Annotated in this window: 22 protein-coding genes; 11 read left to right on the plus strand and 11 right to left on the minus strand. The window is 46.1% G+C overall.

The annotated features are described in order from the left end of the window. The first annotated feature begins 414 nt into the window (after positions 1–414). From VCHENC03_RS16125 to VCHENC03_RS16115, 3 genes are all read left to right on the plus strand, one after another. Complete coding sequence (locus tag VCHENC03_RS16125; RefSeq protein ID WP_009705549.1) at positions 415–747, plus strand: DUF1904 domain-containing protein; 333 nt, start codon at positions 415–417, stop codon at positions 745–747. Between the two features lie 12 nt (positions 748–759). Further along, positions 760–1,596, plus strand: a complete 837-nt coding sequence (gene mepA, locus VCHENC03_RS16120; RefSeq protein WP_009705550.1) for a penicillin-insensitive murein endopeptidase — start codon at positions 760–762, stop codon at positions 1,594–1,596. Positions 1,597–1,934: 338 nt separating this feature from the next. Next, complete coding sequence (locus VCHENC03_RS16115) at positions 1,935–2,243, plus strand: hypothetical protein (protein WP_009705551.1); 309 nt, start codon at positions 1,935–1,937, stop codon at positions 2,241–2,243. Positions 2,244–2,284: 41 nt separating this feature from the next. On the opposite strand, the gene VCHENC03_RS16110 is transcribed toward VCHENC03_RS16115, so the two are convergent. The 3 genes from VCHENC03_RS16110 to rdgC all read right to left on the minus strand — a co-directional run bounded on the left by VCHENC03_RS16110 (position 2,285) and on the right by rdgC (position 5,023). Then, a complete protein-coding gene (locus VCHENC03_RS16110) occupies positions 2,285–2,539 on the minus strand; it encodes a YfhL family 4Fe-4S dicluster ferredoxin (protein WP_005445273.1) in 255 nt (84 codons plus the stop codon). A gap of 2 nt (positions 2,540–2,541) precedes the next feature. Then, positions 2,542–3,942 carry a prephenate-dependent tRNA uridine(34) hydroxylase TrhP gene (gene trhP, locus VCHENC03_RS16105; RefSeq protein ID WP_009705552.1) on the minus strand — a complete coding sequence of 467 codons (1,401 nt, stop codon included), beginning with the start codon at positions 3,940–3,942 and terminating at the stop codon, positions 2,542–2,544. A 166-nt stretch (positions 3,943–4,108) separates the two neighbouring features. Beyond that, on the minus strand, positions 4,109–5,023 hold the full coding sequence (gene rdgC, locus VCHENC03_RS16100) for a recombination-associated protein RdgC (RefSeq protein WP_009705553.1): 915 nt from the start codon (positions 5,021–5,023) through the stop codon (positions 4,109–4,111). 224 nt (positions 5,024–5,247) lie between these two features. Between rdgC and phoB the strand changes: the two genes are divergently transcribed. From phoB to VCHENC03_RS16085, 3 genes are read left to right on the plus strand one after another with little or no spacing between them, the layout of a single operon-like run. Beyond that, a complete protein-coding gene (gene phoB, locus VCHENC03_RS16095; protein WP_005424836.1) occupies positions 5,248–5,937 on the plus strand; it encodes a phosphate regulon transcriptional regulator PhoB in 690 nt (229 codons plus the stop codon). 40 nt (positions 5,938–5,977) lie between these two features. After that, positions 5,978–7,276, plus strand: coding sequence for a phosphate regulon sensor histidine kinase PhoR (gene phoR / locus VCHENC03_RS16090; protein ID WP_005445279.1), 1,299 nt, complete (start codon positions 5,978–5,980; stop codon positions 7,274–7,276). Continuing rightward, positions 7,276–8,241 (plus strand): PstS family phosphate ABC transporter substrate-binding protein, encoded by a 966-nt coding sequence (locus VCHENC03_RS16085; RefSeq protein ID WP_009705555.1) that lies wholly within the window; start codon positions 7,276–7,278, stop codon positions 8,239–8,241. Before phoR ends, VCHENC03_RS16085 begins: the two co-directional genes overlap by 1 nt. A gap of 50 nt (positions 8,242–8,291) precedes the next feature. Here VCHENC03_RS16085 and ppx read toward each other — a convergent pair whose 3' ends face one another. Beyond that, positions 8,292–9,797 (minus strand): exopolyphosphatase, encoded by a 1,506-nt coding sequence (gene ppx / locus VCHENC03_RS16080; RefSeq protein ID WP_009705556.1) that lies wholly within the window; start codon positions 9,795–9,797, stop codon positions 8,292–8,294. After that, positions 9,781–11,871: a polyphosphate kinase 1 gene (gene ppk1, locus VCHENC03_RS16075; protein ID WP_005445285.1), complete on the minus strand. Its 2,091-nt coding sequence runs from the start codon at positions 11,869–11,871 to the stop codon at positions 9,781–9,783. The genes ppx and ppk1 overlap by 17 nt, the downstream gene beginning before the upstream one ends. 211 nt (positions 11,872–12,082) lie before the next feature. On the opposite strand from ppk1, the gene VCHENC03_RS16070 reads away from it, so the two are divergent. From VCHENC03_RS16070 to phoU, 4 genes are read left to right on the plus strand one after another with little or no spacing between them, the layout of a single operon-like run. Continuing rightward, on the plus strand, positions 12,083–14,287 hold the full coding sequence (locus VCHENC03_RS16070; protein WP_009705557.1) for an ABC transporter permease subunit: 2,205 nt from the start codon (positions 12,083–12,085) through the stop codon (positions 14,285–14,287). A 27-nt stretch (positions 14,288–14,314) separates the two neighbouring features. Beyond that, positions 14,315–15,988: a phosphate ABC transporter permease PstA gene (pstA, locus tag VCHENC03_RS16065; RefSeq protein WP_009705558.1), complete on the plus strand. Its 1,674-nt coding sequence runs from the start codon at positions 14,315–14,317 to the stop codon at positions 15,986–15,988. 2 nt (positions 15,989–15,990) lie between these two features. Beyond that, entirely contained in the window at positions 15,991–16,809 is an 819-nt protein-coding gene (gene pstB / locus VCHENC03_RS16060) for a phosphate ABC transporter ATP-binding protein PstB (RefSeq protein WP_009705559.1), read from the plus strand. Between the two features lie 32 nt (positions 16,810–16,841). Then, positions 16,842–17,540 carry a phosphate signaling complex protein PhoU gene (phoU, locus tag VCHENC03_RS16055; protein ID WP_005440349.1) on the plus strand — a complete coding sequence of 233 codons (699 nt, stop codon included), beginning with the start codon at positions 16,842–16,844 and terminating at the stop codon, positions 17,538–17,540. Between the two features lie 2 nt (positions 17,541–17,542). On the opposite strand, the gene VCHENC03_RS16050 is transcribed toward phoU, so the two are convergent. From VCHENC03_RS16050 to VCHENC03_RS16025, 6 genes are all read right to left on the minus strand, one after another. Then, on the minus strand, positions 17,543–18,022 hold the full coding sequence (locus VCHENC03_RS16050; protein WP_009705560.1) for a hypothetical protein: 480 nt from the start codon (positions 18,020–18,022) through the stop codon (positions 17,543–17,545). A 57-nt stretch (positions 18,023–18,079) separates the two neighbouring features. Further along, positions 18,080–18,718 (minus strand): YadA C-terminal domain-containing protein, encoded by a 639-nt coding sequence (locus tag VCHENC03_RS16045; RefSeq protein ID WP_009705561.1) that lies wholly within the window; start codon positions 18,716–18,718, stop codon positions 18,080–18,082. Positions 18,719–18,871: 153 nt separating this feature from the next. Further along, on the minus strand, positions 18,872–19,804 hold the full coding sequence (locus VCHENC03_RS16040) for a LysR family transcriptional regulator (RefSeq protein ID WP_009705562.1): 933 nt from the start codon (positions 19,802–19,804) through the stop codon (positions 18,872–18,874). Positions 19,805–19,813: 9 nt separating this feature from the next. After that, on the minus strand, positions 19,814–20,590 hold the full coding sequence (ppk2, locus tag VCHENC03_RS16035) for a polyphosphate kinase 2 (protein ID WP_009705563.1): 777 nt from the start codon (positions 20,588–20,590) through the stop codon (positions 19,814–19,816). Between the two features lie 66 nt (positions 20,591–20,656). Beyond that, complete coding sequence (locus VCHENC03_RS16030) at positions 20,657–21,400, minus strand: copper homeostasis protein CutC (protein WP_009705564.1); 744 nt, start codon at positions 21,398–21,400, stop codon at positions 20,657–20,659. Positions 21,401–21,675: 275 nt separating this feature from the next. After that, the gene (locus tag VCHENC03_RS16025) at positions 21,676–22,284 is read right to left on the minus strand and encodes a peroxiredoxin C (RefSeq protein WP_005424820.1); all 609 of its coding nucleotides are present in this window, start codon (positions 22,282–22,284) and stop codon (positions 21,676–21,678) included. 200 nt (positions 22,285–22,484) lie between these two features. Between VCHENC03_RS16025 and VCHENC03_RS16020 the strand changes: the two genes are divergently transcribed. Beyond that, positions 22,485–23,390 carry a hydrogen peroxide-inducible genes activator gene (locus tag VCHENC03_RS16020; RefSeq protein WP_005440336.1) on the plus strand — a complete coding sequence of 302 codons (906 nt, stop codon included), beginning with the start codon at positions 22,485–22,487 and terminating at the stop codon, positions 23,388–23,390. Positions 23,391–23,571 lie beyond the last annotated feature (181 nt).

Below are 23,571 nucleotides of genomic sequence, written 5' to 3' on the forward strand. Positions count from 1 at the left end.
CTCTAGTCGAAAGACTAGAGCCTTTTTCGTATTTGTATCTCAAGACCAAAGCAACGGATCCCCTGATACTCAAAACAGCGCGTGTTGGGATCTGGGGTGCCAGCTCAGTCGAACCTCTGGATCGTCAGGTCCACCCCTGTCATATATTAAACTCAGACTACGCGTCCCGGCAGCAATGCTGGGGCTTTTTCGTTTCTGCGGCCTTTTCAAATTTCTCTCTGAGAGAAGGTATTTAAAGTATTTGAAGTGCAGGCTGCTCCGTAGGCCTATGAGTCATCTCTTCTCAAGTAACCTAGCAACAGTTGTGTGCCTTAAGGTATTTAGGCTTATGCATGCCTGCAAGCTCTCAGCGTGATAAGAGAGCGAGTTCCTGTTATTATCGGCGCTGAATTCTAATAATTAGGAAGCAAGTCTATGCCACATCTTCGATTTAGAGCTGTTGAGCCTCAAACGGTTCAAGCGCTATCAAAACCTCTTACCGATGAACTGCAACCATTAATGGATTGTCCTCGTGAAGATTTCACTTTCGAATACATCTACAGTACATTTTTTAGCGAAGGTGAAGTAAGTGCTGCTTATCCTTTTGTTGAGGTGTTGTGGTTTGACCGTGGGCAAGAGACTCAGAATAAAGTGGCTAAAGCGATTACTGAGCAAGTTCGTGGTATTGTCGGTGAAGATATCGATGTTGCGGTAATTTTCTCTGCACTCTCTCCTAAAGGCTACTATGATAATGGTGACCACTATTAAGGAATGAGCGTGATGAAGCTGAGTCTTTCTTTTTGTTTAAGTTTTCTATTCTCAGCTTCTCTTTATGCTACTCCGTGGGAGCAGGTCTCTGGTCCCACAAATAACACATCCTCTTCTATCGGCAGTTATGCTAATGGCTGTTTAGATGGAGCTTCTCCTCTCCCGCTTGATGGTATTGGTTATCAGGTTTTACGCAGTAAAACGAAGCGTTACTATGGGCACCCTCACACGATTAGCTTTGTTGAAGAGTTAGCGAAAAAAGCCAATCAAGATCTCAACACAACGTTACTTATTGGGGACTTATCCTTAGCTCGCGGTGGACGTTTTTCTACTGGCCACTCTAGTCATCAAACCGGCTTGGATATTGATATTTGGCTGCGCTTGGCTGATGAACCGCTTTCTTACAATGAGCTTCAACTTCCAAAACCCATGAGTGTCGTCGATCTTAAAAAATACAAGATTCTAGAACACCGTTGGGAAGATAGGCACTTTGAACTGATTCGCAGTGCAGCGAAGAGTCAGGATGTTGCTCGTATCTTTGTTCATCCAGTGATTAAAGAGCAATTATGTAAGCAAGAAGGTGAGAAAGACCGAAACTGGTTACGTAAGGTTCGCCCTTGGTGGGGGCATCATTACCACTTCCACGTAAGATTAACTTGCCCTGAGTCGAGCTCTAATTGTGTTAACCAAGCGCCGCCACCTGCAGGAGATGGCTGTGGAGCAGAGTTAGCAAGTTGGAAGCCCAAAGCAACACCTCCTCCTGTGACAAAAAAAACGAAGGTAACGCCTAAACCGAAGAAGAAAAAGATACTGCCAGCGCAATGCCAGCCGCTTATTACGCAGAAATAAGTGGCGAGTCCTACCAATGAAATACCAAAGATGCTTTCTCTGGATCTCTATTATGAAACTGGAGAAAGATCATACTTTTGTCTACAGTGAATAATACCAGTACAAAAACTGACCTTTTGGTTTTTTGTGACATATTATAGAAATCTCATATAAACAAAGAGTTGCATGGTTTTTAAGTGTGGTAGCAATTCAATATTAAGAAAGATCTTTTCGTCGCGATTCTCTGATTTCTTAACAATATGTCTGTTGGTTGGTGAAGGACAAACGACAACGCAGACAAGTGTATTGAGATGGGTAAGGAGGCTTTTCCCCATCGAGAGTTAATCAAGGATAAAACCATGACTATGATTTGTGCAAAAGAGTTTGCAGAGTGGTTAAGACACAGATTTAGCAGTGATACTAAAGGAGTCTTTTTGACTCGAGAGGATGTTAATCACCTGACTGGGCGCCAACGCCTTGACCCAGGCTTTGTTAATGACGTGCATTACGAGCTGATGCAATATGGAATGGCTTTCGTTACTGATACAAGTAGGGAGAACTTCTATCTTATCCCTGTCTCGCAAGCTGAAAATTGGCGTGAGAGGCTAGAGTATCACTTCGAGAAAGAGCTGTTTTGTAATATCTATCCTATCGAAAAATCGGGTTAAAAAAAGGTTCAACTTTGTCGGCAAAGTTGAACCTCTTTCGATTACGCTAACCCTTGAATAATCACAAACTTCTCTAGCAATTGCTCTTCAGTTTCTACATGATTTGGGTCGGTAATAATGCACTTCGTTATTGGGCACACTGACTGACATGTTGGTTTTTCGTAGTGACCTTTACACTCTGTACATAGAGCAGGGTCGATCTCGAAAATGCTGTCACCCATAGTAATTGCACCGTTAGGGCACTCTGGGTCACACATGTCGCAGTTGATGCACTTATCGGTAATAAGTAGTGCCATGATTACTTACCAGTTGGGTTACGGGTATCCTGACCAGCATTTAAGTTACGCATTAACAGACCGTATTCTAGATCCATATCTTCTGGAACTGGGATAAATACGAAGTGACCGTTACCTTTTGCGTCTTCAATTGATTCTGACTTACGGTTTTCCATCGCTTCTAGCGTGAAAATTACGTTGCCTTTTGGCGTCATTAGTTCAAGGCTGTCACCAACGATGAACTTGTTCTTCACTTCAACTTCCGCCATGTCACCACGACGGTTGCCAGTGAATTCACCAACGAACTGCTGAGCATCAGATACAGAGTAGCCGTAATCGTAGTTTTGGTAGCTGTCGTGAGTATGACGACGTAGGAAACCTTCTGTGTAACCACGGTGAGCTAGGCTTTCTAGCGTACCCATTAGGCTTTCATCAAATGGACGACCAGCAACTGCGTCATCAATCGCCTTACGGTAAACTTGAGCTGTACGAGCACAGTAGTAGAAAGACTTAGTACGACCTTCAATTTTAAGAGAGTGAACACCCATCTTAGTTAGTCGTTCTACGTGTTGGATTGCACGAAGGTCTTTCGAGTTCATGATGTAAGTGCCGTGCTCGTCTTCGAACGCCGCCATTTTTTCTTCTGGACGGTGACTTTCAGAAAGCAATACCACTTCGTCAGTTGGTTTGCCGCGACCGATAGTCGTTTCAGGGCGTTCGTCAGCGACTTCGATTGCTTGAGCTTCGTTTGGATCGAATGCTTCAACAATTTGGCCAGCGTCGTTTTCTTTGCCTTCTTCTACTTTGTATTCCCAACGGCATGCGTTAGTGCAAGTGCCTTGGTTAGGGTCACGTTTGTTGATGTAACCAGACAGTAGGCAGCGACCAGAGTAAGCCATGCATAGAGCACCGTGAACGAAAACTTCTAGTTCAGTTTCAGGACAGTGCTCGCGAATTTCTTCGATTTCTTCTAGAGAAAGCTCACGAGAAACGATCACACGCTCAACACCGTTAGCAGCCCAGAACTTCACAGTTGCCCAGTTTACTGCGTTCGCCTGTACAGACAGGTGAATTGGCATTTCTGGGAACGCTTCGCGAACCATCATGATAAGACCTGGATCAGACATGATAAGTGCGTCTGGGCCCATTTCTACCACTGGCTTAAGGTCACGGATGAAAGTTTTAAGCTTAGAGTTGTGCGGTTGGATGTTACATACCACGTAAAGCTTTTTGCCTAGGGCATGCGCTTCGTTGATACCGATTTGTAGGTTTTCGTGGTTGAACTCGTTGTTACGTACGCGAAGGCTGTAGCGAGGTTGGCCAGCGTATACTGCATCTGCGCCGTAGGCGAATGCGTAACGCATGTTTTTAAGGCTACCTGCAGGAGACAGTAGCTCTGGTACGAATGCTTTCTCTGTTGTCATTGCTCAATTCTCTTAGTATCTGATCACAAGTCAGGCCAATTCCACCTCATGGAAATGGGGCGCAAATTTTACGTCAAAATGTGACCTGTGACTAGGAGAATTATGGTTTAGATAAACAAACGCCCTCAAAAAAAGTGAGGGCGTTATGGTTAATCTTTGTACGAAATTAAGTGTTAGGGTTTGGCAGACCGCCCAATGCTTCGTATAGATTTGGTAGGAAAGCGCTGAACTCGCCACACATTAGAGAAAAGTCTGCGTCGAAGCGAGCGGCTTGATCTTCACGTGGGATGTCATCGTTTTGATCTTTTAGTTCATCAGAGAACTTCAGACGTTTGATGCCAGAATCTTCTGCCATGATGAATTCGATACGATCTTGCCAGTTCAGTGCTAGCTTAGTTACCACTTTATCTGCAGCGATGTGATTGCGGATTTCATCGGTTGTCAGTTCTTGCTTCTTACAACGAATCACACCACCTTCTTCTAGTACAGACTTAAGCTCTGCTTCGTCCATCATTGTGATGCCTTGTGGTGTATCACCAGTTTTTACCCATTCAGTTAGCGTCGTTTCGATCGCAACTTCAGGGATTGCAGGTACAACAGGTAGGCTACCCATTGTTTTACGCAATAGCGCTAATACGTCTTCTGCTTTTTTGTAGCTGCTTGCATCAACAAGGATGAAGCCTTCTTTTGGCATGATCAGTACGTAAGTGTGGCTGCTGCGGCTAAATGCACGTGGCAGTAGATCCATTACGATGTCATCTTTAAGGTTGTCTTTCTCTTTCTTTTTAAGAGGACGACCTTCTTGTGCTTCCATTGCTTCTACTTTTGCGTTTAGTGAATCTTTGATCACTGAAGCAGGCAGCATCTTCTCTTCTTTCTTAGCGCAAATCAGAATGCGGTTTTCAGAAACGTGCGTCATCATGTCGCCATTTCTACCCATCGCGCTAACCCAGCCAAACTTTTGTTTATCTTGGCTGCCACAAGGGGTGAATCGGAACTCGGCTAGTTGAGTTTCCAGTTGATCGGCGTTGAAGTTAACCTCGCGGTTAACGCGGTATACCAGACAGTTTTTAAACCACATAAATCTTCTCTAGGCTTGATGACAAGGGACTAATCATAGGGAATTTTCCCGGCGTTGTCCTAATTGAATTGAAAAAGATCATGATGAATCTCAAAAGAAAGTTATATGAAAATTTGTTTTCAAAGGTCACAAAAGTGTCATAATTGGTAGTAATAATGCTTATGCATAGAGGGGCGCTTTGTCCTTTAAATTCATTAGCTCAACTAACATAAGGTTATTCAATTATGTCTAGAAGGATTCTGGTTGTTGAAGACGAAGCTCCGATTCGCGAAATGCTATGCTTCGTGCTTGAACAGAAAGGTTATCAAGCAGTAGAAGCAGAAGATTACGACTCTGCGGTAACCAAGCTGGCTGAACCCTTCCCGGATTTAGTGCTACTAGACTGGATGCTACCAGGTGGCAGTGGTATTAACTTCATCAAACACATGAAGCGCGAAGAGTTAACTCGCAACATTCCCGTTGTAATGCTGACAGCTCGTGGTGAAGAAGAAGACAAAGTGCGCGGCTTAGAAGTTGGCGCGGATGACTACATCACCAAACCTTTCTCACCAAAAGAGTTGGTTGCTCGCCTTAAAGCCGTTATTCGCCGCGTAACACCGACTGCGCTTGAAGATGTGATTGATGTACAAGGTCTGAAGTTGGATCCTGTTTCTCACCGCGTGACTGCAAATGATGAAGCGGTTGATATGGGACCAACAGAGTTCAAAATGCTGCACTTCTTCATGACGCACCAAGAGCGTGTTTACAGTCGTGAACAACTGCTAAACAACGTTTGGGGCACCAACGTGTATGTAGAAGACCGCACCGTTGACGTACATATTCGTCGTCTGCGTAAAGCGCTTGAGGCGGCAGGTCACGACAAACTCATCCAAACCGTTCGTGGCGCAGGATACCGTTTTTCGACGAAGGCATAACATCGCTAGCAGCTTATCAATACCATTTCTGGAGTAATGAGTGGTTGAAAGATTGACTTGGAAAAAGCTGGCCTGGGAGCTGGCTTTTTTTTACACCCCTTGGGTGATCATAGGTTGGATATTCGGTTATATGCCGTGGTTGCTTTTGGCGGCCACGGCTTTGCAGCTTGTATGGCACTTGCACAATCAGGTGCGCTTGTCGGCTTGGTTGTGGGATGAAAAGCGTCTTACGCCACCGTCAGGTAGTGGAAACTGGGAATCGTTATTCAACGGTTTATACCGATTGCAACAACGTCAGCGTCGTAAGCGTAAAGAGCTTACCAATTTGATTCGCCGTTTCCGTAATGGTGCTGAATCGTTGCCGGATGCGGTGGTGGTATTTCGTGCGGAAGGTAACATCGTATGGTGTAACAAGCTCGCGCAGCACCTTTTGGGGTTCCACTGGCCGGAAGATTCTGGGCAACCTATCTCTAACCTTATTCGTACTCCAGATTTTATTAAGTACATCAACAAGCAAGACTTCTCAGAGCCGCTAGAAATGCGCTCACCACTGAATGTCGAGCGAATGTTGGAGCTGCGTATCGTACCTTACACCGAAGGGGAACACCTGATGGTGGTACGTGATGTGAGCCAACTTAAACAGCTTGAAGGTATGCGTCGTAACTTCTTCGCTAACGTATCTCATGAGCTTCGTACACCGATGACGGTACTGCAAGGCTATCTTGAGATGACGGAAGATCCAGACATGATTGTTGGCCCGATGTGGACGAAGGCACATGGGGTGATGACAGAGCAGCTCAACCGCATGAACAGCTTGGTTAATCAGCTTCTGACACTGTCTAAGATTGAAGCGGCACCAATGCATGAGTTGGAAGATGTGGTCAATGTCCCTAGCATGTTAGAAGTGCTAGAGAAGGAAGCGGTAAGCCTAAGTGGTGATGATCAGCATCAGTTGAAGTTCGATGTCGATTCTAGTCTGCGTGTGCTCGGCGATGATGACCAACTGCGTAGTGCGATCTCCAACTTGGTGTACAACGCAGTGAAATACACACCACCTGGTGCACACATTAACGTTCGTTGGTATCAAACTGCGCAAGGCGCTTGCCTAGAAGTAGAAGACAGCGGTGATGGTATTGAGCCACAACACTTGCATCGATTGACCGAACGTTTCTATCGAGTTGATAAAGCTCGCTCACGCGATACCGGTGGCAGTGGTTTAGGCCTAGCCATCGTTAAGCACGCGTTGAGCCACCATGACTCTCATCTCGAAATTTACAGTGAAGTTGGTGTCGGCAGTAAGTTCTCCTTCATCCTACCAAGTCGTTTGGTGGTGAAGTAATGAGTATCGTATCCAAAGCAATCAAGAAAATCACTCTAGCCACGTTAGTGCTTTCCAGCGTGGCTGTTGCACAAGATAAACCGCTGCCGAATTATCAAAAGACAACGGGTATTGCGGGCAATTTATTGTCTGTCGGCTCGGATACGTTAGCGGGCATGACCACGCTTTGGGTGGAAGAGTTTAAATCTATCTACCCGAACATTAATGCTCAGGTACAAGCGTCTGGCTCATCGACTGCGCCACCGGCGTTAACAGAACAAACCGCGCAATTCGGTCCAATGAGTCGCTCAATGCGTATGCGTGAGATTGAAGCATTTGAGCGGGTGCATGGTTACAAGCCAACGGCGCTTCGTGTTGCGATTGATGCGATTGGTATTTTTGTACATCAAGATAACCCGATCAAAGGGCTTAATTTCCATCAGTTGGATGCGATGTTCTCAGCGACTTTACGCTGCGGCGAAAGTGAGTTCATCACCAACTGGCGTGAGTTAGGCATCAAAGCTGAGTGGGCAAAACGTAACTTGCAGCTGTTTGGTCGTAACTCAGTATCGGGTACGTACGGTTATTTTAAAAGTAATGCCTTGTGTGGCGGTGATTTTAAAACTCGTGTGAACGAGCAACCGGGATCGGCGTCAGTGGTGCAGTCTGTGGCATCAACGATCAGTGGTGTTGGTTATTCAGGTGTAGGTTATCGCGTGGCGGGGGTTCGTTTAGTTCCTATTGCGAAAACAGGCACCGATTACGTTAGCCCTGTGCGTGAAAATATTATCTCAGGTAAGTACCCACTATCGCGCTACCTCTATGTGTACGTGAATAAACATCCGGACTATCCGCTAAGCCCAATAGAAGCTGAGTTCATTCGCTTTATGTTCTCAGCCCAAGGGCAAGCGCTGGTTGCGAAAGACGGTTATGTTCCCATTACTGCCGATTTCGCTGCAGAGGAATTAAAAAAGGTCGGTTTATAAGCCGACCTTTTTCTTTGTCTCACTGAGTTCATAGTTAACTGAGTTTATAGTTAGAAGCTCAATGTCCATCCTGCGCTTTCCCAGCGTTGCTGCTCTTCCTGCAAATCGGCATCGAGCAGTTTGTTATTCTCTAACCAATCTTCTTCTACGCAGGTAAGTACCCACTTATCTTCTTCTATCGATAATGTCAGCTCGGGCAGCGGATCATCATTGCGTTGACCGTTGACCACAATGGCTAGACGCAGAACCTTAATTAAGTTGATGATGTCACTCTCTTTGTAGAGATTGAACTCTGGGAACTCATTCAGCTTGAGGGATTTACGTTGGAAGCGAGCTAAAGTCGCCAATACCAATTGCTGTTCGCGGTTAAAGCCGGGTAAGTTGGAGTGCAGCAGAATGTAGAATGAGTGACGATGGAAACCGCGCAGACTGATGCTCAAGCCGACTTCATGCAGCAAAGCCGCCCATTCCAGTAAATCAAACAACTCACTTTTCTTCTTGATACCTAGTTCAGAACGAACATTGCACAGCATCTCTCTTGCATGACCTTTTACGCGTGCAGCGTGTTCGATATCAACGCGATGTTGTTTTGCTAGGTTTTCTGTGGTGCGCATACGAATATCAGAACGAGCGAAGCGTTCTTCCATCTCGTAAAGCAGACCTTCACGCAATGCACCATCCGAGAAGAACATCTGGTTGATTTTTAGTGATTGGAAGATGGCAGATAAAATGGCTACACCAGCGGCAAAGACTGGCTTGCGTTCATCGGTCAGACCAACAAGCTCGATATCATCAATGGACTCAAACTCGCACAATGTGTCGATGAGCTTGCCCAAACGCTTATTGGTGATCAGCCCATCTTCATGACCTAAACCAATCAAGACTTCGCGAATCGCTTTAATAGTACCTGAAGAGCCGAGGGCAATATCCCAGCCTTTCTTGCGGTATTTTGCAGCAATGGACTCCATGCGTTGCTCTGCGGCGAGAATCGCTTTGCTGAAGTTTTTGCGCGACAGTTTGCCATTATTGAAGAACTGCTCGGTAAAACTCACACAGCCCATTTGCTTACTGTTGAGAAGCTCTGGCTCGAACTCTTGACCAATGATCATCTCGGTACTGCCGCCACCGATATCGACAACTAACTTGGAGTTAGACTCCGCTTGGGTGTGCGCGACGCCGAGATAGATGAGGCGAGCTTCTTCTTCGCCCGGGATGATTTCAATTGGGAAAGGCAGCACCTCTTTGGCACGTTTGATAAAGAGGTGGGCGTTGTTAGCACGCCTTAAAGTGTGGGTGGCTGCAATTCTTACGTTTGAAGCTTCAAAGCCTTGCAAGCGTTCGGCGAACATCGCGAGGCACTCAAGACCTCTCTCCATTGCAGCATGGCTAAGATTGAGCTCTGAATCGAGTCCGGCAGCTAAGCGCACTCGCTGTTTATGGCGGCTGACTAATTGCAGGTCACTTCCAACAACTTTCGCCACCACCATATGGAAGCTGTTCGACCCAAGGTCAATGGCTGCGATATGGCGTACATCTTGTTCAAGTATTTGAGGCATCTGCTTTTTGTTTTCTTGTTTGCTTCTCTATATTTTTAAGATAGTCGTAGATGGCAACTTGTGAGCGAACTTTTTTACGATTACCTCGCGGTACGTAGCTGTTGCTCATCTCTTTATCTATCAAACGAGCCTTTACTGTATCGGTAAAGTGAATGTTAGTTATATCAATAATTCGCTGTTTCAAACGTGGATCACGAACCGGAGCGGCAACTTCAATACGATGATCGATATTTCGCGTCATCCAGTCCGCTGATGAGATATAAACCTGCGGGTCGCCGTCATTGTGGGTGATCACGACACGAGGGTGCTCAAGGAAGCGGTCAACAATACTGATGATGCGAATGTTCTCGCTCACGCCTTCAATACCCGGTACGAGTGAACACATGCCGCGGATGATCATATTGATTTTCACCCCTGCATTGCTCGCCCCATAGAGTTTATTGACGATGCCTTTGTCGACTAAGTTATTCACTTTGATCGTCAGTGCTGCTTTCTTGCCGGCTTTTGCGTTGGCAATCTCCCCATCAATCAAACGGTAGAGTTGTTTACGCGAATTGCGTGGTGAAACAATGAGGTGGTTAAACCTGACTGGACGATATGGGTTCTCTATATAGCCAAAGACGTTGCGAACTTCATTGGTAATTTCTTGATCTGCAGTTAGCAGTGCGAAGTCGGTGTAGATACGTGCGGTTTTCTCGTGGAAGTTACCTGTACCGATATGCGCGTAACGCACGATTTCACCTTCTTCGCGGCGGCTGATCAGGAGCAGCTTTGAGTGAATTTTTAGACCCGGCGCACCAAAGATAACGTGCACGCCCGCATCGGTGAGAACTTTTGACCACTCGATGTTGGCTTCTTCATCAAATCGGGCTTGCAGCTCCACCACCACAGTTACGCTTTTGCCATTGTGGACTGCATCGATCAGTGAGTTCATCAAGCGCGAATCTTTGGCAACGCGGTAGATATTAATCTTAATTGCCAACACTTTAGGATCGAAGGAAGCTTGGCGAACCAGTTCAGAGATGTGATCAAAGGTGTGATAAGGGTAGTAAAGCAAAATGTCTTTGGCTTTGATCGCATCGAAACTGTTGGCGTAGCCTTCGAAGTCGGCACACTTCATCGGTGGCATGGGTTTGTTTTCTAGGTACTCACGACCAACATTTGGAAAGCCAATGAAGTCTTTAAAGTTGTGGTAACGCCCACCGGGAATCAAACTGTCATAGTTGGAGATTTGCAGTTTGCTGCACAAGAAATCGAGCATCTCTTGCGGCATTTCACGTTCATAAACAAAGCGCACAGGCATGGCAGTTAAGCGTTGGTTCACTCCTTCAGACATCTGTTCGAGCAAGCTGTATTCGATCTCTAGGCGTAAATCGTATTCGGCATCGCGGGTCATTTTCATCGCGTAGCCATTTAGCTCGTCATAATCGAAGAAGCCTTTAAACAGCTCATCCAGACAGTAACGGATGATGTTATCGAGTAAGATGATGGTCTTGCGACGTTTGCCTTTTTGCTCCGGAACCATAACGAAGCGGGGTAGGTGGTCAGTTGGGATTTCGAGTAAAGCGTATTGGGAATGATCGTCTTTGCGCAGGTCGACGGTAATGTAGGCGTATTCGTCTTTAAGAAACTGCAACACATCGATGTCATCTTTAATCAACAGCGGAGTGATGTGTGGCATGACTTCTTTGCGAAAGTACTTGGTGATCCAGCGCTTTTGGGTGTCATCCAGTTGGTTTTCATTAACCAAGAAAATGCGGCGCCGCGCCATTTCTCGGATCAAATCACCGTACAGTTCATCAAATTGTTCGTTCAGCCTCAATGCTTTGGTTTGCATCTTAGTTAACAAGTGCTTAGAGTTATCGCTTCCACCTCGTTCTTGGCTGATCAAGATCCGACGTTTTACGTCTGCAAAGCGAACCTTGTAGAACTCATCTAAGTTATTGGAAAAGATCCCCAGAAAGCGAATACGTTCGATTAGGGGGACGGTTTTATCAGCGGCTTCTTGTAATACTCTCTCGTTAAAAGACAACCAACTAAGTTCTTTTTCTATATAGAGTTTTTCTGCGCTCATAACCTTACCTAGCCTAAAATGAAGTAAATCCGCACTCATCTGTGGGATAAAAAAGATGAGCCTGAACATTATGAGGTTTACGTTACAGATTTATTTCATAACACGGTCTGCATAAGAGTTGTATTCTTTTCAGTTGTTTAATGTGATCTGTAATATAATTGTCATCTTAACGACATATTCTAGTACTAAGTCAAAAAGGGTAGAGAGATCAATGGCACAAGCCGAGTTTTCATTGCAGGAAAAAGATAAAAAACGATTGATCAAAGATCGTTTGGTTCGATTTGCAGTGACATCCGGTGGTGTAGGCGTTCTTGCTGCTCTTGTGTTGATCTTCGTTTACCTTGCGATGGTGATCATTCCTCTGTTTTCTGATGCAGAGATCGAAACCAATTATGCCGCTCGTGCTACCCAAAGCGGGAAGCCACTCGCAATTTCCGTTGATGATTACTCTCAAATCGGTTTGGTGTTAACCCAATCCGGGGAAGTGCGTTTTCTTCCTCTCGATGATTCCAGCAAACCTGCGCTGTACACTCAGCAGATAGCCAACAATCCAGTGGCATTTTCTCAGTCTGCGCCGGGGTTAGGTTGGTATGGTTTGGTTGATGACCAAGGCAAAGCACACATCTTCAAACCGGAATTCAACGCAACACTGCGCGAAAACACTCGCCCACCAGAAGTAGTGCCGTTTCGCACTTCAATGGACATGCAACTGACAGATGTATCCGATCCAGTTAAGAAGTTTGTTTTTAGTACTTCCACGCAAGCTCCAACCCTTGTTTGGCAAACACAAAGCGGCGTAATAAAAGCGCGTTGGCAAGTTCCTCAACTATTAGATGCATCACCTGTTACCCATGATTACACCTTCTCTTCAGGTTTTGATGCGCCAGACCAAATGTTGCTAACGCCAGATGGCAATAACCTTTACTTGAGAAATGGATCAGAGCTGATTGTCTTGGTGAAAGGTGATAACAAGTTCTCAGTGCGTGAAGTGATCGATCTGACTCAGGGTGATAAAAAGCACTCAGTGAGAACGATGGATTTGTTGGCTGGGGCGTATTCCCTGCTCGTTACGCATAACGATGGTCGTGTATCGCAATGGTTTGATACCTTGCAGGGCGACCAGCGAACTTTGACTCACATTCGTGACTTTAAGTTGGCGTCTGAGCTGAAGTATTTACTTCCCGATTCACACCGCAAAGGTTTCTACAGCTTTTACACCAACGGTACTCTGCAAAGCCACTACACTACCAGTGAGAAGTTGGTGTTGTTTAAACGTGCCTACAAACAAGCGCCAGTGATGGCAGGAATGTCGAATAACGAGCGCTACCTGATCACATGGCAAAACGATGAATTGAATGTCGCGTTTGTTGATAATCCGTATCCAGAAGTGTCTCTGTCCTCCTTATGGCAAAAGGTTTGGTATGAAGGTTACCCAGAGCCCGAATTTGTGTGGCAATCTACCTCAGCCAGTGATGACTTCGAGGCGAAATTCAGCTTAGTGCCAATTGCGTTTGGTACCATCAAGGCGGCGATGTTCGCAATGTTGTTCTCGGTACCACTGGCTGTACTGGGCGCAATTTATACCGCTTACTTTATGTCGCCACGTATGCGTCGCGTGGTGAAGCCATCAATCGAGTTAATGGAAGCTTTGCCTACGGTTATCATTGGTTTCCTTGCCGGACTTTGGTTCGCCCCGATTGTGGAAGACCATTTGATTACCGTTGTGGTGATGTTGTTTGTTTTGCCTCTGAGCACCATGGTGATGGGCGGTCTATGGGCGCTGATCCCACAACCGATACGTAACCGCCTTCCTAACGGGTGGCATGCTTTGGTATTGATGCCTTTGCTTCTGCTGTTGATCGGTTTGGGTGTGTGGATATCACCAATGCTTGAACAAGCCTTCTTTGGTGGGGACATGCGTTTGTTCCTGACTGACCATGGTATTGGCTTTGACCAACGTAACGCGCTGGTGGTTGGTTTGGCTATGGGCTTTGCGGTTATTCCAACGATTTTCACCATTGCCGAAGATGCGATTTTCTCTGTGCCGAAACACTTATCGGATGGTTCATTAGCACTTGGCGCGACGCCATGGCAAACCCTGATTTATGTGGTCCTGCTGACAGCCAGTCCGGGGATTTTCTCGGCAATCATGATGGGACTTGGGCGCGCTGTGGGCGAAACAATGATTGTATTAATGGCGACGGGTAATACGCCATTAATGGATTGGAACGTACTAGAGGGCTTGCGTAGCTTGTCGGCGACCATTGCGGTTGAATTGCCAGAGTCGGAAGTAGGCAGTTCGCACTACCGATTGTTGTTCCTATCGGCATTAATTTTGTTTGTCTTCACCTTTGCGGTGAACGCCTTGGCGGAATGGGTTCGTCAAAGACTAAGAGATAAATATCGTGCGTTGTAATCAGTTAACGAAAGAGCGAGTAATAGCGTGTTAAATTGGATTCGTTCTGGCGCACCTTGGATTTGGTTAACTGGGGGAGCGGTAAGCATCAGTCTGCTTTCTGTCCTCGGGTTATTGCTATTGATTGGCTGGAAGGGGCTTACTTACTTCTGGCCTGCGCCACTTTATCAATGGAATGTTGCTGCGCTGACTCCGGTGCAGGGCGAAGTGCTGCATGAAAACTCGATTCTGGTTGGTCAGGTATACGAACGCAGCTTCGTGCCAAGAAGTTACCTGCCAAAAGAAGCAGCAGATAAACTCGCAGAAGACGAAGAGTTTGCGACGCGCCTAAACATCAAAATTGCCAACCGTGAATTGTACCCAGCGGACTTTATTTCTGTGTTGAGAATGCAGTTGGATGACCCAACGACGCCGGGCGAATGGGCAGTGATTGAACGCAGCAGCGGTGGCTACTTCTTCGGTAAGTTTGTTGCCTTCCAAGATGGTAACACGCGTTACGAAAATGACATTCAAAAGCTTTTGGATCAAAAGCTCGATGATGCCGAAACCTTGCATCACGAAATCGACATGCTGGTGGATGACCAAGTAAAAGACTTGGGATGGCAGTTAGAGCAGCTTCGCTTAGATAAACGCAAGCACGAGCTTAACGACACCATCACTGAAGAGTTTTTAGCAAACAACAGCAAGCGTAAGGCAGAAATTGAAGCTGAGTTAGCCAAGCTAGACATGCAACTTGACGGGCTGCGCTTGGGCTTCTCTGATTATGCGCTGATTGTCGAAGACATGACTGGGACTCAAGTTTCGATTCCATTAGAAGACATTTTGGACTACTGGTATCCAAACCAAATGTCACTGCCTGAAAAAGTTGCCCATTGGGGGAAACAGGTTTGGAAGTTCTTATCCGAAGACCCTCGTGAATCGAACTCAGAAGGTGGTGTTTTCCCCGCGATTTTCGGTACGGTTTTCTTGGTTATCATCATGTCGATCATCGTGATGCCATTGGGTGTGGTTGCGGCGATTTATTTGCATGAATATGCTAAAAACAATGCCCTAACTCGAGTGATCCGTATTGCGGTGATTAACCTTGCAGGTGTTCCTTCTATCGTTTACGGCGTATTTGGTTTGGGCTTTTTTGTTTATACCATTGGTGCCTCAATCGATAACCTGTTTTACGCCGAGCGATTACCTGCTCCAACCTTTGGTACGCCGGGCTTGTTGTGGTCTGCATTGACGCTAGCAGTCTTAACGCTACCTGTGGTGATTGTTACCACAGAAGAAGGTTTAACCCGTATTCCGAGTTCCGTTCGTCATGGTTCGTTAGCCTTGGGCGCAACGCAGTTCGAAACGCTTTGGCGTGTGGTTTTGCCTATGGCAACCCCTGCGATAATCACTGGTTTGATTCTTGCGATTGCTCGCGCTGCGGGTGAGGTAGCACCATTGATGCTGGTGGGGGTCGTGAAATTAGCTTCGAGCTTGCCGGTGGATGGGCAATTCCCTTACGTGCATTTAGACAGAAAGTTTATGCACCTAGGCTTCCACATTTACGATGTCGGATTCCAGACCTCTAATATCGAAGCTGCGCGTCCGTTGGTTTACGCGACTTCCTTCTTACTCGTGACGGTTATTGTCGGACTAAACTTAACAGCAATCAGTATTCGTAATAATCTGCGAGAGAAATACCGAACTTTAGGACAAGATTAAGCATGTTTAACTTTGATAATACATTAGGTTATGAGCCGCCATTGGATGTGCACAACCTGACGGATGAACAAACGGCTATCTCGATTGAGAACCTTAATCTTTTCTATGGTCAGACTCAGGCGCTGCACGACATTTCAATGCGTATTCCAAAGGGGCGCGTAACAGCATTCATCGGACCGTCCGGCTGTGGTAAATCCACATTGCTGCGCTGTATCAATCGAATGAACGATTTAGTCGAAGGTTGTAAGGTGACAGGAAAAGTACGTTTGCACGGTAAGAATGTGTACAACCCAAGCGTGGATGTTGCCACGCTGCGTCGCCGAGTAGGCATGGTATTCCAGCGCCCAAACCCATTCCCTAAGTCGATTTACGAAAACGTGGTTTACGGTCTTCGTTTACAAGGTGTGAAGAACAGTCGCATGTTGGACGATGCGGTCGAGCGTTCACTGCGTTCTGCGGCATTATGGGATGAAGTAAAAGATCGTCTACATGAAAACGCATTTGGACTTTCTGGTGGTCAGCAACAACGTTTAGTGATTGCTCGCGCCGTCGCGATTGAGCCAGAAGTACTATTATTGGATGAGCCAACGTCGGCTTTGGATCCAATCTCAACTTTAACTATTGAAGAGCTTATCAACGAGCTCAAGACTCAATATACTGTGGTTATCGTTACTCATAACATGCAGCAAGCGGCGCGCGTCAGCGATCACACTGCGTTCATTCATATGGGTAAGCTGATTGAATACTCGGATGCGGATTCGATCTTCACTTCTCCAATGAAGAAACAAACCGAAGATTACATTACCGGTCGTTACGGTTAAGCCGCGACCTTTCAAGGATTAAAAGGAAAGCCATGCACTTTGGACGTCACATCTCAGGACAATTTAACGTAGAGCTAGAATCGATTCGTACCCATGTACTTACCATGGGAGGCTTGGTAGAACAGCAGTTGTCGTATGCTATTCAAGCCTTGCATAAGGAAGACATCGAACTGGCGCGTAAAGTTGTGCGTGATGATCACAAAGTTAATGCGATGGAAGTGTCGATTGATGACGCTTGTACTCGCATCATTGCTAAGCGTCAGCCTACGGCAAAAGATTTACGCTTGATCATGGCTATCATTAAGACCATCACAGATCTTGAGCGTATTGGTGATGTTGCGACGCGTATTGCCTACGTGGCGATTGAAAGCCCATCATCGAAAGAGCGCCAATTCCAAGTTTCGTTAGAGCCTTTATGTCGTCAAGCAATCCAAATGCTTCACCAAGTGCTCGATGCCTTTGCGCGCATGGATGTCGAAGCAGCAGCAGAAGTGCACAAGCTTGATGATAAGTTGGATGCGGAATACGAAGCGGTGATTCGTCAGCTGATGACTTACATGATGGAAGATCCGAAAAACATTCCACACATTCTGCAAGTGATGTGGTCTGCACGTGCCATTGAGCGTGTAGGTGACCGTTGCCAGAACATCTGTGAATACATTATCTACTTCGTGAAAGGGAAAGATGTACGCCACCTAGGTGATCAAAGCATCGATGACGTGCTGAAATAACCTTATAACCGCAGACCAAAACCCACAGAGAAATTAATTGCCGTATCGGTAAACGTGTGGGTTTTGTCGTCTTTAAAGATATCTAAATCCGCTCCCGCCCTGACTGAGAGAATCGGATTCACCTGATATACATAGGCACCACCGATGCTCAATCCTGTAGTATCTCTTTTCTCTTCTTTGTAAGTTCCATCATAACTGGCTATACCAAGACTGGCTTGAAAGCCCATTTGTGGCTGGTGGTCAAACATGTGTTGAAAACCAACGCGATAAGCATCGATGGTTTCGTCAAAGTTTCCACTGGTGTAGGTGACTCGAGAGTAATCAAAATAGAGCGCATCAAAGCCAGCAATATCATTGGTGCCAAATTGAATACCAGCGCCACGAAACGAGCCAACTTTCACTTCTGGAGAAATAAATACACCAGAAGCTTGGGCTGAAAGCGGTGTGATAATCAGGGCGATAAGAGAAAGGGTGCGTTTCATAGTTCTACCTAAAAAGATGCCTTCCTTGGCAAATGGACTTACTGAATGAACTTGTGCTTACTTAAAGCTGATTTGGACACCAACGCCGCCAGCAACGTCAGAGGAAGAGTACTTACCCGATGATTCGTAGTGGAAGGTGCCTGATAAACTAACTTGGTCTGTTAGGCCGTAGGCACCGCCAACCGCGACCGCTTCTTTGCTACCTGAGAAGCCAACACCTGCACCGATGGCCAGTTCGCCATGAGTCGCATAAGGACGAGCGTTGGTGACAGCATGTAGACTTGCGCGAATACCATCCATTTGTTCTGCTTGTTGGTTTAGGCGGTAATCGTATTCTGCTGCCAAGCCTTCTAAATGGTTAAGACGATCATCCGTCGGATTATTCTCGATAGGGTTTGATGGCAGTTGTGGCGTTGGGCGCTCTGGGACTTCAGGAATACCGTTGTCTGGTTCAGGAAGCGTTGGATGTTCAGGTGTCGCTTCAATTGGTGGTGTTGGCGATAAATCTGGGCGTGGACGATCTGGCACACCGGGAACACCGTTATCAACTTCAGGCAAAACCGGTTGCTCTGGTACCCCTTGAATTGGGTTGGTTGGAGTGCCTGGGTTTGGGCGATCTGGAATGTGGCCTGCGAATGAGCTTAAAGAAGCAAGAAGGGCACTAGCAGCAGTAAGCTTTACAAGTTTATTTGTCATGTCTGAACTCTCAATAAGTAAACGAGGAACAGCATCCTTACTGTAAGCAATCGCTCTTTCTAAATTCCCTTTGAAGCAGGGCTATCTTATTGAGAAGTATTTTTTATGACTAAGCAGGTCTAATTATTTTGGTGATAACAAATTCTTATCAGGTTAAGGCTTGTTAGCTTGTATTGTTAAACCTTGTTGGATAAGGCCAACGAGCCAACTGACGAGTGGATTATTGCGGTTTCTCACATGCATATGAGCGTGAATAGACTTCATTTGTGGTTGACCATCAATCGTGACATCAACGGCTCTTAATCCCGGAAATTGCTCAACCGGAAGTAAATTGGAGTGAGGCAAATACATGTCGGTGTGTTTGACGACATCAAGTATTGCAGAGACCATTTCTGAGCGAAATCCAATGCTGTGTTCAACGCCCATTTCGGTTAGAAGCTCAGACGCGTAACTGAACTTGTCGTTCCACCCTGGGGAAATCAAAGAAGCAATTGGGTATCCGCCAAGATCATGCGGTTCAACATGAGGTTTGGTGATTGGGTGAGCTTCACGGACAAAAATACGCCCTTTTAAATCCAGTAACTTCGGCGTGTAGATCTCTTTATTGGTTAGCAGTAACTCGTAATTTACTCCCATCAGTGTTTCACCTTTCAAGATCTCATCAACCGTACTGTTCGACCAACCAACTAATTCAAGTTGAGCGTTAGGGGCCAACGTTCTCATTTGTTCGAAGAGGAAACCGGGCAAGCAAGTCATCGTAATTGGTGCCAATGCAATTCGGATTTTGTTGTCCACTTCAGCAGGATCAAATTGATGAGAGCGGTTAACCGCAGCCGCTAAACCATCGAGGTGCGGCGTAATATCGTTGGCGAGAGATTCGGCGAACGGTGTCGGTTCAAGACCTGTTTTTACTTTCACAAACAGCTCGTCATCGAAGTGATTACGTAGCTTTTGTAGCGCTTGACTGATGGCGGGCTGTGAGACGAACAAGCGCTGAGAGGCTTTACGCATGTTTTTCTCTTGCATCAAAATCATAAAGGTCTTGAGCAGATTCAGGTCAAGGGTGTGAAACAGGTCTTTCGCCATGGTACATCTCTAATATTTATCGGGTACGAAGGTTTGATCGTCGATAGGTGCACGAACATACCCTTCTTTGTTCAGTTCTGGCAGTTCAATCACCGGATGTTCGAGCTCTTCGTATTCTACTTGGCTGAGCAAGTGGCTGATACAATTCAAACGTGCTTTCTTTTTATCATCAGAAGGCACTACCCACCAAGGACAGTGTTTAGTGTCTGTGTAAGCAAACATTTTGTCTTTTGCCTCTGAATACTCTGCCCAGCGATTACGTGATTCCAAATCCATCGGGCTGAACTTCCAGCGTTTGATTGGGGTATTGATACGTTCTAGAAAACGCTTTTCTTGCTCTTCATCGGAGACCGAAAACCAGTACTTAATTAAGATGATGCCAGAGCGTTGCAGCATACGTTCAAACTCAGGGCAAGAGCGGAGAAACTCTTCATATTGGTCTGGGGTGCAAAAGCCCATGACTTTCTCTACGCCGGCACGGTTGTACCAACTGCGATCAAACAGCACGATTTCCCCAGCAGCAGGCAGGTGTGCCACATAGCGCTGGAAGTACCATTGTGTTTTTTCTTTCTCTGTTGGGGCGGGAAGGGCTGCGATACGGCAGACACGAGGGTTGAGTTTTTCAGTGATGCGTTTGATGGTGCCACCTTTGCCAGCGGCGTCGCGTCCTTCAAACAGTACCACGACTTTAAGCCCTTTGTGCTTGACCCACTCTTGGAGCTTAACTAATTCAATTTGCAGGTGTTCTAGTGCTTCTTCGTATTCCTTTTTCTTCAGTTTCGCCATGTTTCCTCCCGTCCTTAGTTATCAATATGTTAGCACCCAATAACCAAAGACGGGATTTGAAAGCGCTTAATTGAGAGCTGTTACCATGTTCGCGATAGCATCGGTGTTGGTGACAGGAATCGAAAAATCATCCACATCGGCAGCGCCCATTTTGCTTTGCTCGGCAATAAAGGTCATGTGACTAGGGCGAGTTGTCTTGCCAGATAAATGCACTTCGGTGACTTTGGCTTGTTCAACGATCTGACCAACATTGTCCGCGTTCACACCGGCGCCCGCCATGATCGCAATGCGTCCTTGCGCTTGCTCAACTAAGGCTTTAAGTACATCGATCCCTTGCGGTGCAGAAGGTGCAAGGCCGGAAGTCAAAATACGCTCACAGCCTAAGCTGATCACCTCCTCTAATGCTTTTTCTGCATCGCGACACTGGTCAAAGGCACGATGGAAAGTCACGCCTAAGCCAAGCGCTTGAGCAAATTCACACAGTGCCGTTGCGTACGGCATATGAATGTCGCCGTCTTGAGTGAGCACGCCGAGCACGACACCATTCAAGCCAGCTTGTTTAGCGGCTTCAATATCCCAACGCATCATTTCGATTTCTTCCTCACTGTAGAAGAAGTCACCTTGGCGAGGGCGAATCATAGCGTAAACCGGAATAGTAGAGTGTTTAGCGGCTTGCTGCATAAAGCCATAGCTTGGGGTTAAGCCACCCAAAGCAAGTGAAGAGCAGAGTTCGATGCGGGTTGCACCACCGGCAATCGCGTTGTGGAGAGATTCAATGTTATCAATACAGACTTCAAGTTGAGTGTTCACGAGGTTGTCCTGAATTATTGTAATTACAGCAAATACTAGCAGGACGAAAGGGGAGAATCTGTACTGAGACCGAGGGAAATAGAGGTAAAGTTTTTGCGTGATGCTTGCCTCTTTTGCTTTTCAAAAGTGCAGATAAAAAGAAAGCCCAGAGCGAACTCTGGGCTTTTTTATGACTTTACTTAGACTGATTGGCGTTTGCGGTTTTTCCGCTATAGCTTTTTGCTTTATATATACATCCAACCAACACACCCATTGAGCTTGGGCGGCAGTGTCTATTACTTGCTTAGGTCGTCTGCGTGCTCAGATAGGAACGCTGCAACACCTTTTGGAGATGCGTCCATACCTGCTTTACCTTCTTCCCATTGTGCAGGACATACTTCGCCGTGCTTCTGGTGGAAGTTTAGTGCATCAACCATGCGTAGCATTTCGTCGATGTTACGACCTAGAGGTAGATCGTTAACTACTTGGTGACGTACAAGACCGTCTTCGTCGATTAGGAAAGAACCACGGAAAGCAACGCCTGCTTCTGGGTGCTCTACATCGTACGCTTTACAGATTTCGTGCTTAACGTCAGCAACTAGAGGGTATTTAACTTGACCGATACCGCCATCTTCGATAGCAGTGTTACGCCATGCGTTGTGAGAGAACTGAGAATCGATAGAAACACCGATTACTTCAACACCTTTAGCTTGGAAATCAGCTAGACGGTTGTCGAATGCGATTAGCTCAGATGGGCAAACGAAAGTGAAATCTAGTGGGTAGAAGAATACTACTGCTTTCTTACCTTTAGTGAATTCTGCAAAGTTGAAGTTTTCAACGATTTCGCCGTTACCTAGAACAGCTGCTGCAGTAAAGTCAGGGGCTTGACGACCTACTAGTACCATTTTTTTGCTCCTAAAAATTTTGGTTTGCTCCAAACCTACATTCAGTTATTTAGGTTTGGTCCGTGTTTGTGCGAGACAAACTATAGTACAGATTGTAGTATTGAAAAAAGCGAAATAAATAGATTGAGTTCATCGAAAAAAGCGATAACACCGAAACTATTATCTCGATCACTGGAACAGCAATAGATACAAATAGAATTATGAATAAATGGCCTAGCTTGAAGCAGTTACACTATTTGGTCACTCTGCACGAAACTCGACATTTTAGTGATGCTGCTGAGCGTTGTTTTGTCAGTCAATCTACCTTAAGTAAAGGCATCCAAAACCTTGAAGAGTTGATTGGTTGCCCGCTTTATGAAAAGAAAGATAAAAAAAGCCCATTGGTTTTCACCCAAGCTGGTGAGATGGTGGTGCAGCATGGTCGAGAACTTCTCGCCAAAGGGCAAGATCTTGTTGAGCTGGGGCGTTTATGCCAAGGCGATGATATGGAAGGGCAGCTTAAAGTAGGCTGTATTCCGACCATTGCTCCTTTCTTATTGTGCGACCTTGTCCAAGAGGTGAACTACCGCTTCCCTCAATTAAACCTTCTATTAAGAGAAGATACGACGACCAACTTGCTGCAAGCACTTCGCCACGGTGAGTTGGACGTGTTGATTCTGGCTCTGCCAGTAGAAATAGAGGGAATGGAAAGCCGAGTGGTGGGGCAAGACCCGTTCCGCATGGTGATCAGCGCCAATCAAGCGGATTCCGTACCTGTGCCGATCCGTTATGCAGACTTGCCAGATGAATCCGTCTTCTTATTAGAGAAAGAGCACTGTCTTACAGAGCACGCGGTTTCAGCATGTAAGCTAACGGACAAAGAGAAGATCAACCCATTCACCGCAACCAGTCTTCATACATTGGTGCAAATGGTGGCGAATGGTCTGGGCACCACGTTTATCCCGCAAATGGCGATTGATCATGGTTTGCTACACAACCAGAACTTGGTGGTAATCGACCCTCCTGGTCAGCAAGCATATCGCGATATTGGTTTGGTTTGGCGTCCGAGCTCGTCACGATCAAACACTTTCAATCAATTGGCAGAAGTCGTCTCTGAACTGCTTTAGCTATTAGTATTAGCCTGCTACTCCCGATCTAATATCAAAAAGCGCACTGGAAATAGTGCGCTTTTTAGCATTTTATTCTGCGCGTGAACTTTGACTTGTAAAATTTTACAGATGAACTTTCATGAAGCTTTCATAAAATAGTGAAATTTCACAATGTTAATTTTACACAACTGCCTGTGTA

Source organism: Vibrio sp. HENC-03 (assembly GCF_000305755.2).
Classification (GTDB): domain Bacteria; phylum Pseudomonadota; class Gammaproteobacteria; order Enterobacterales; family Vibrionaceae; genus Vibrio; species Vibrio owensii.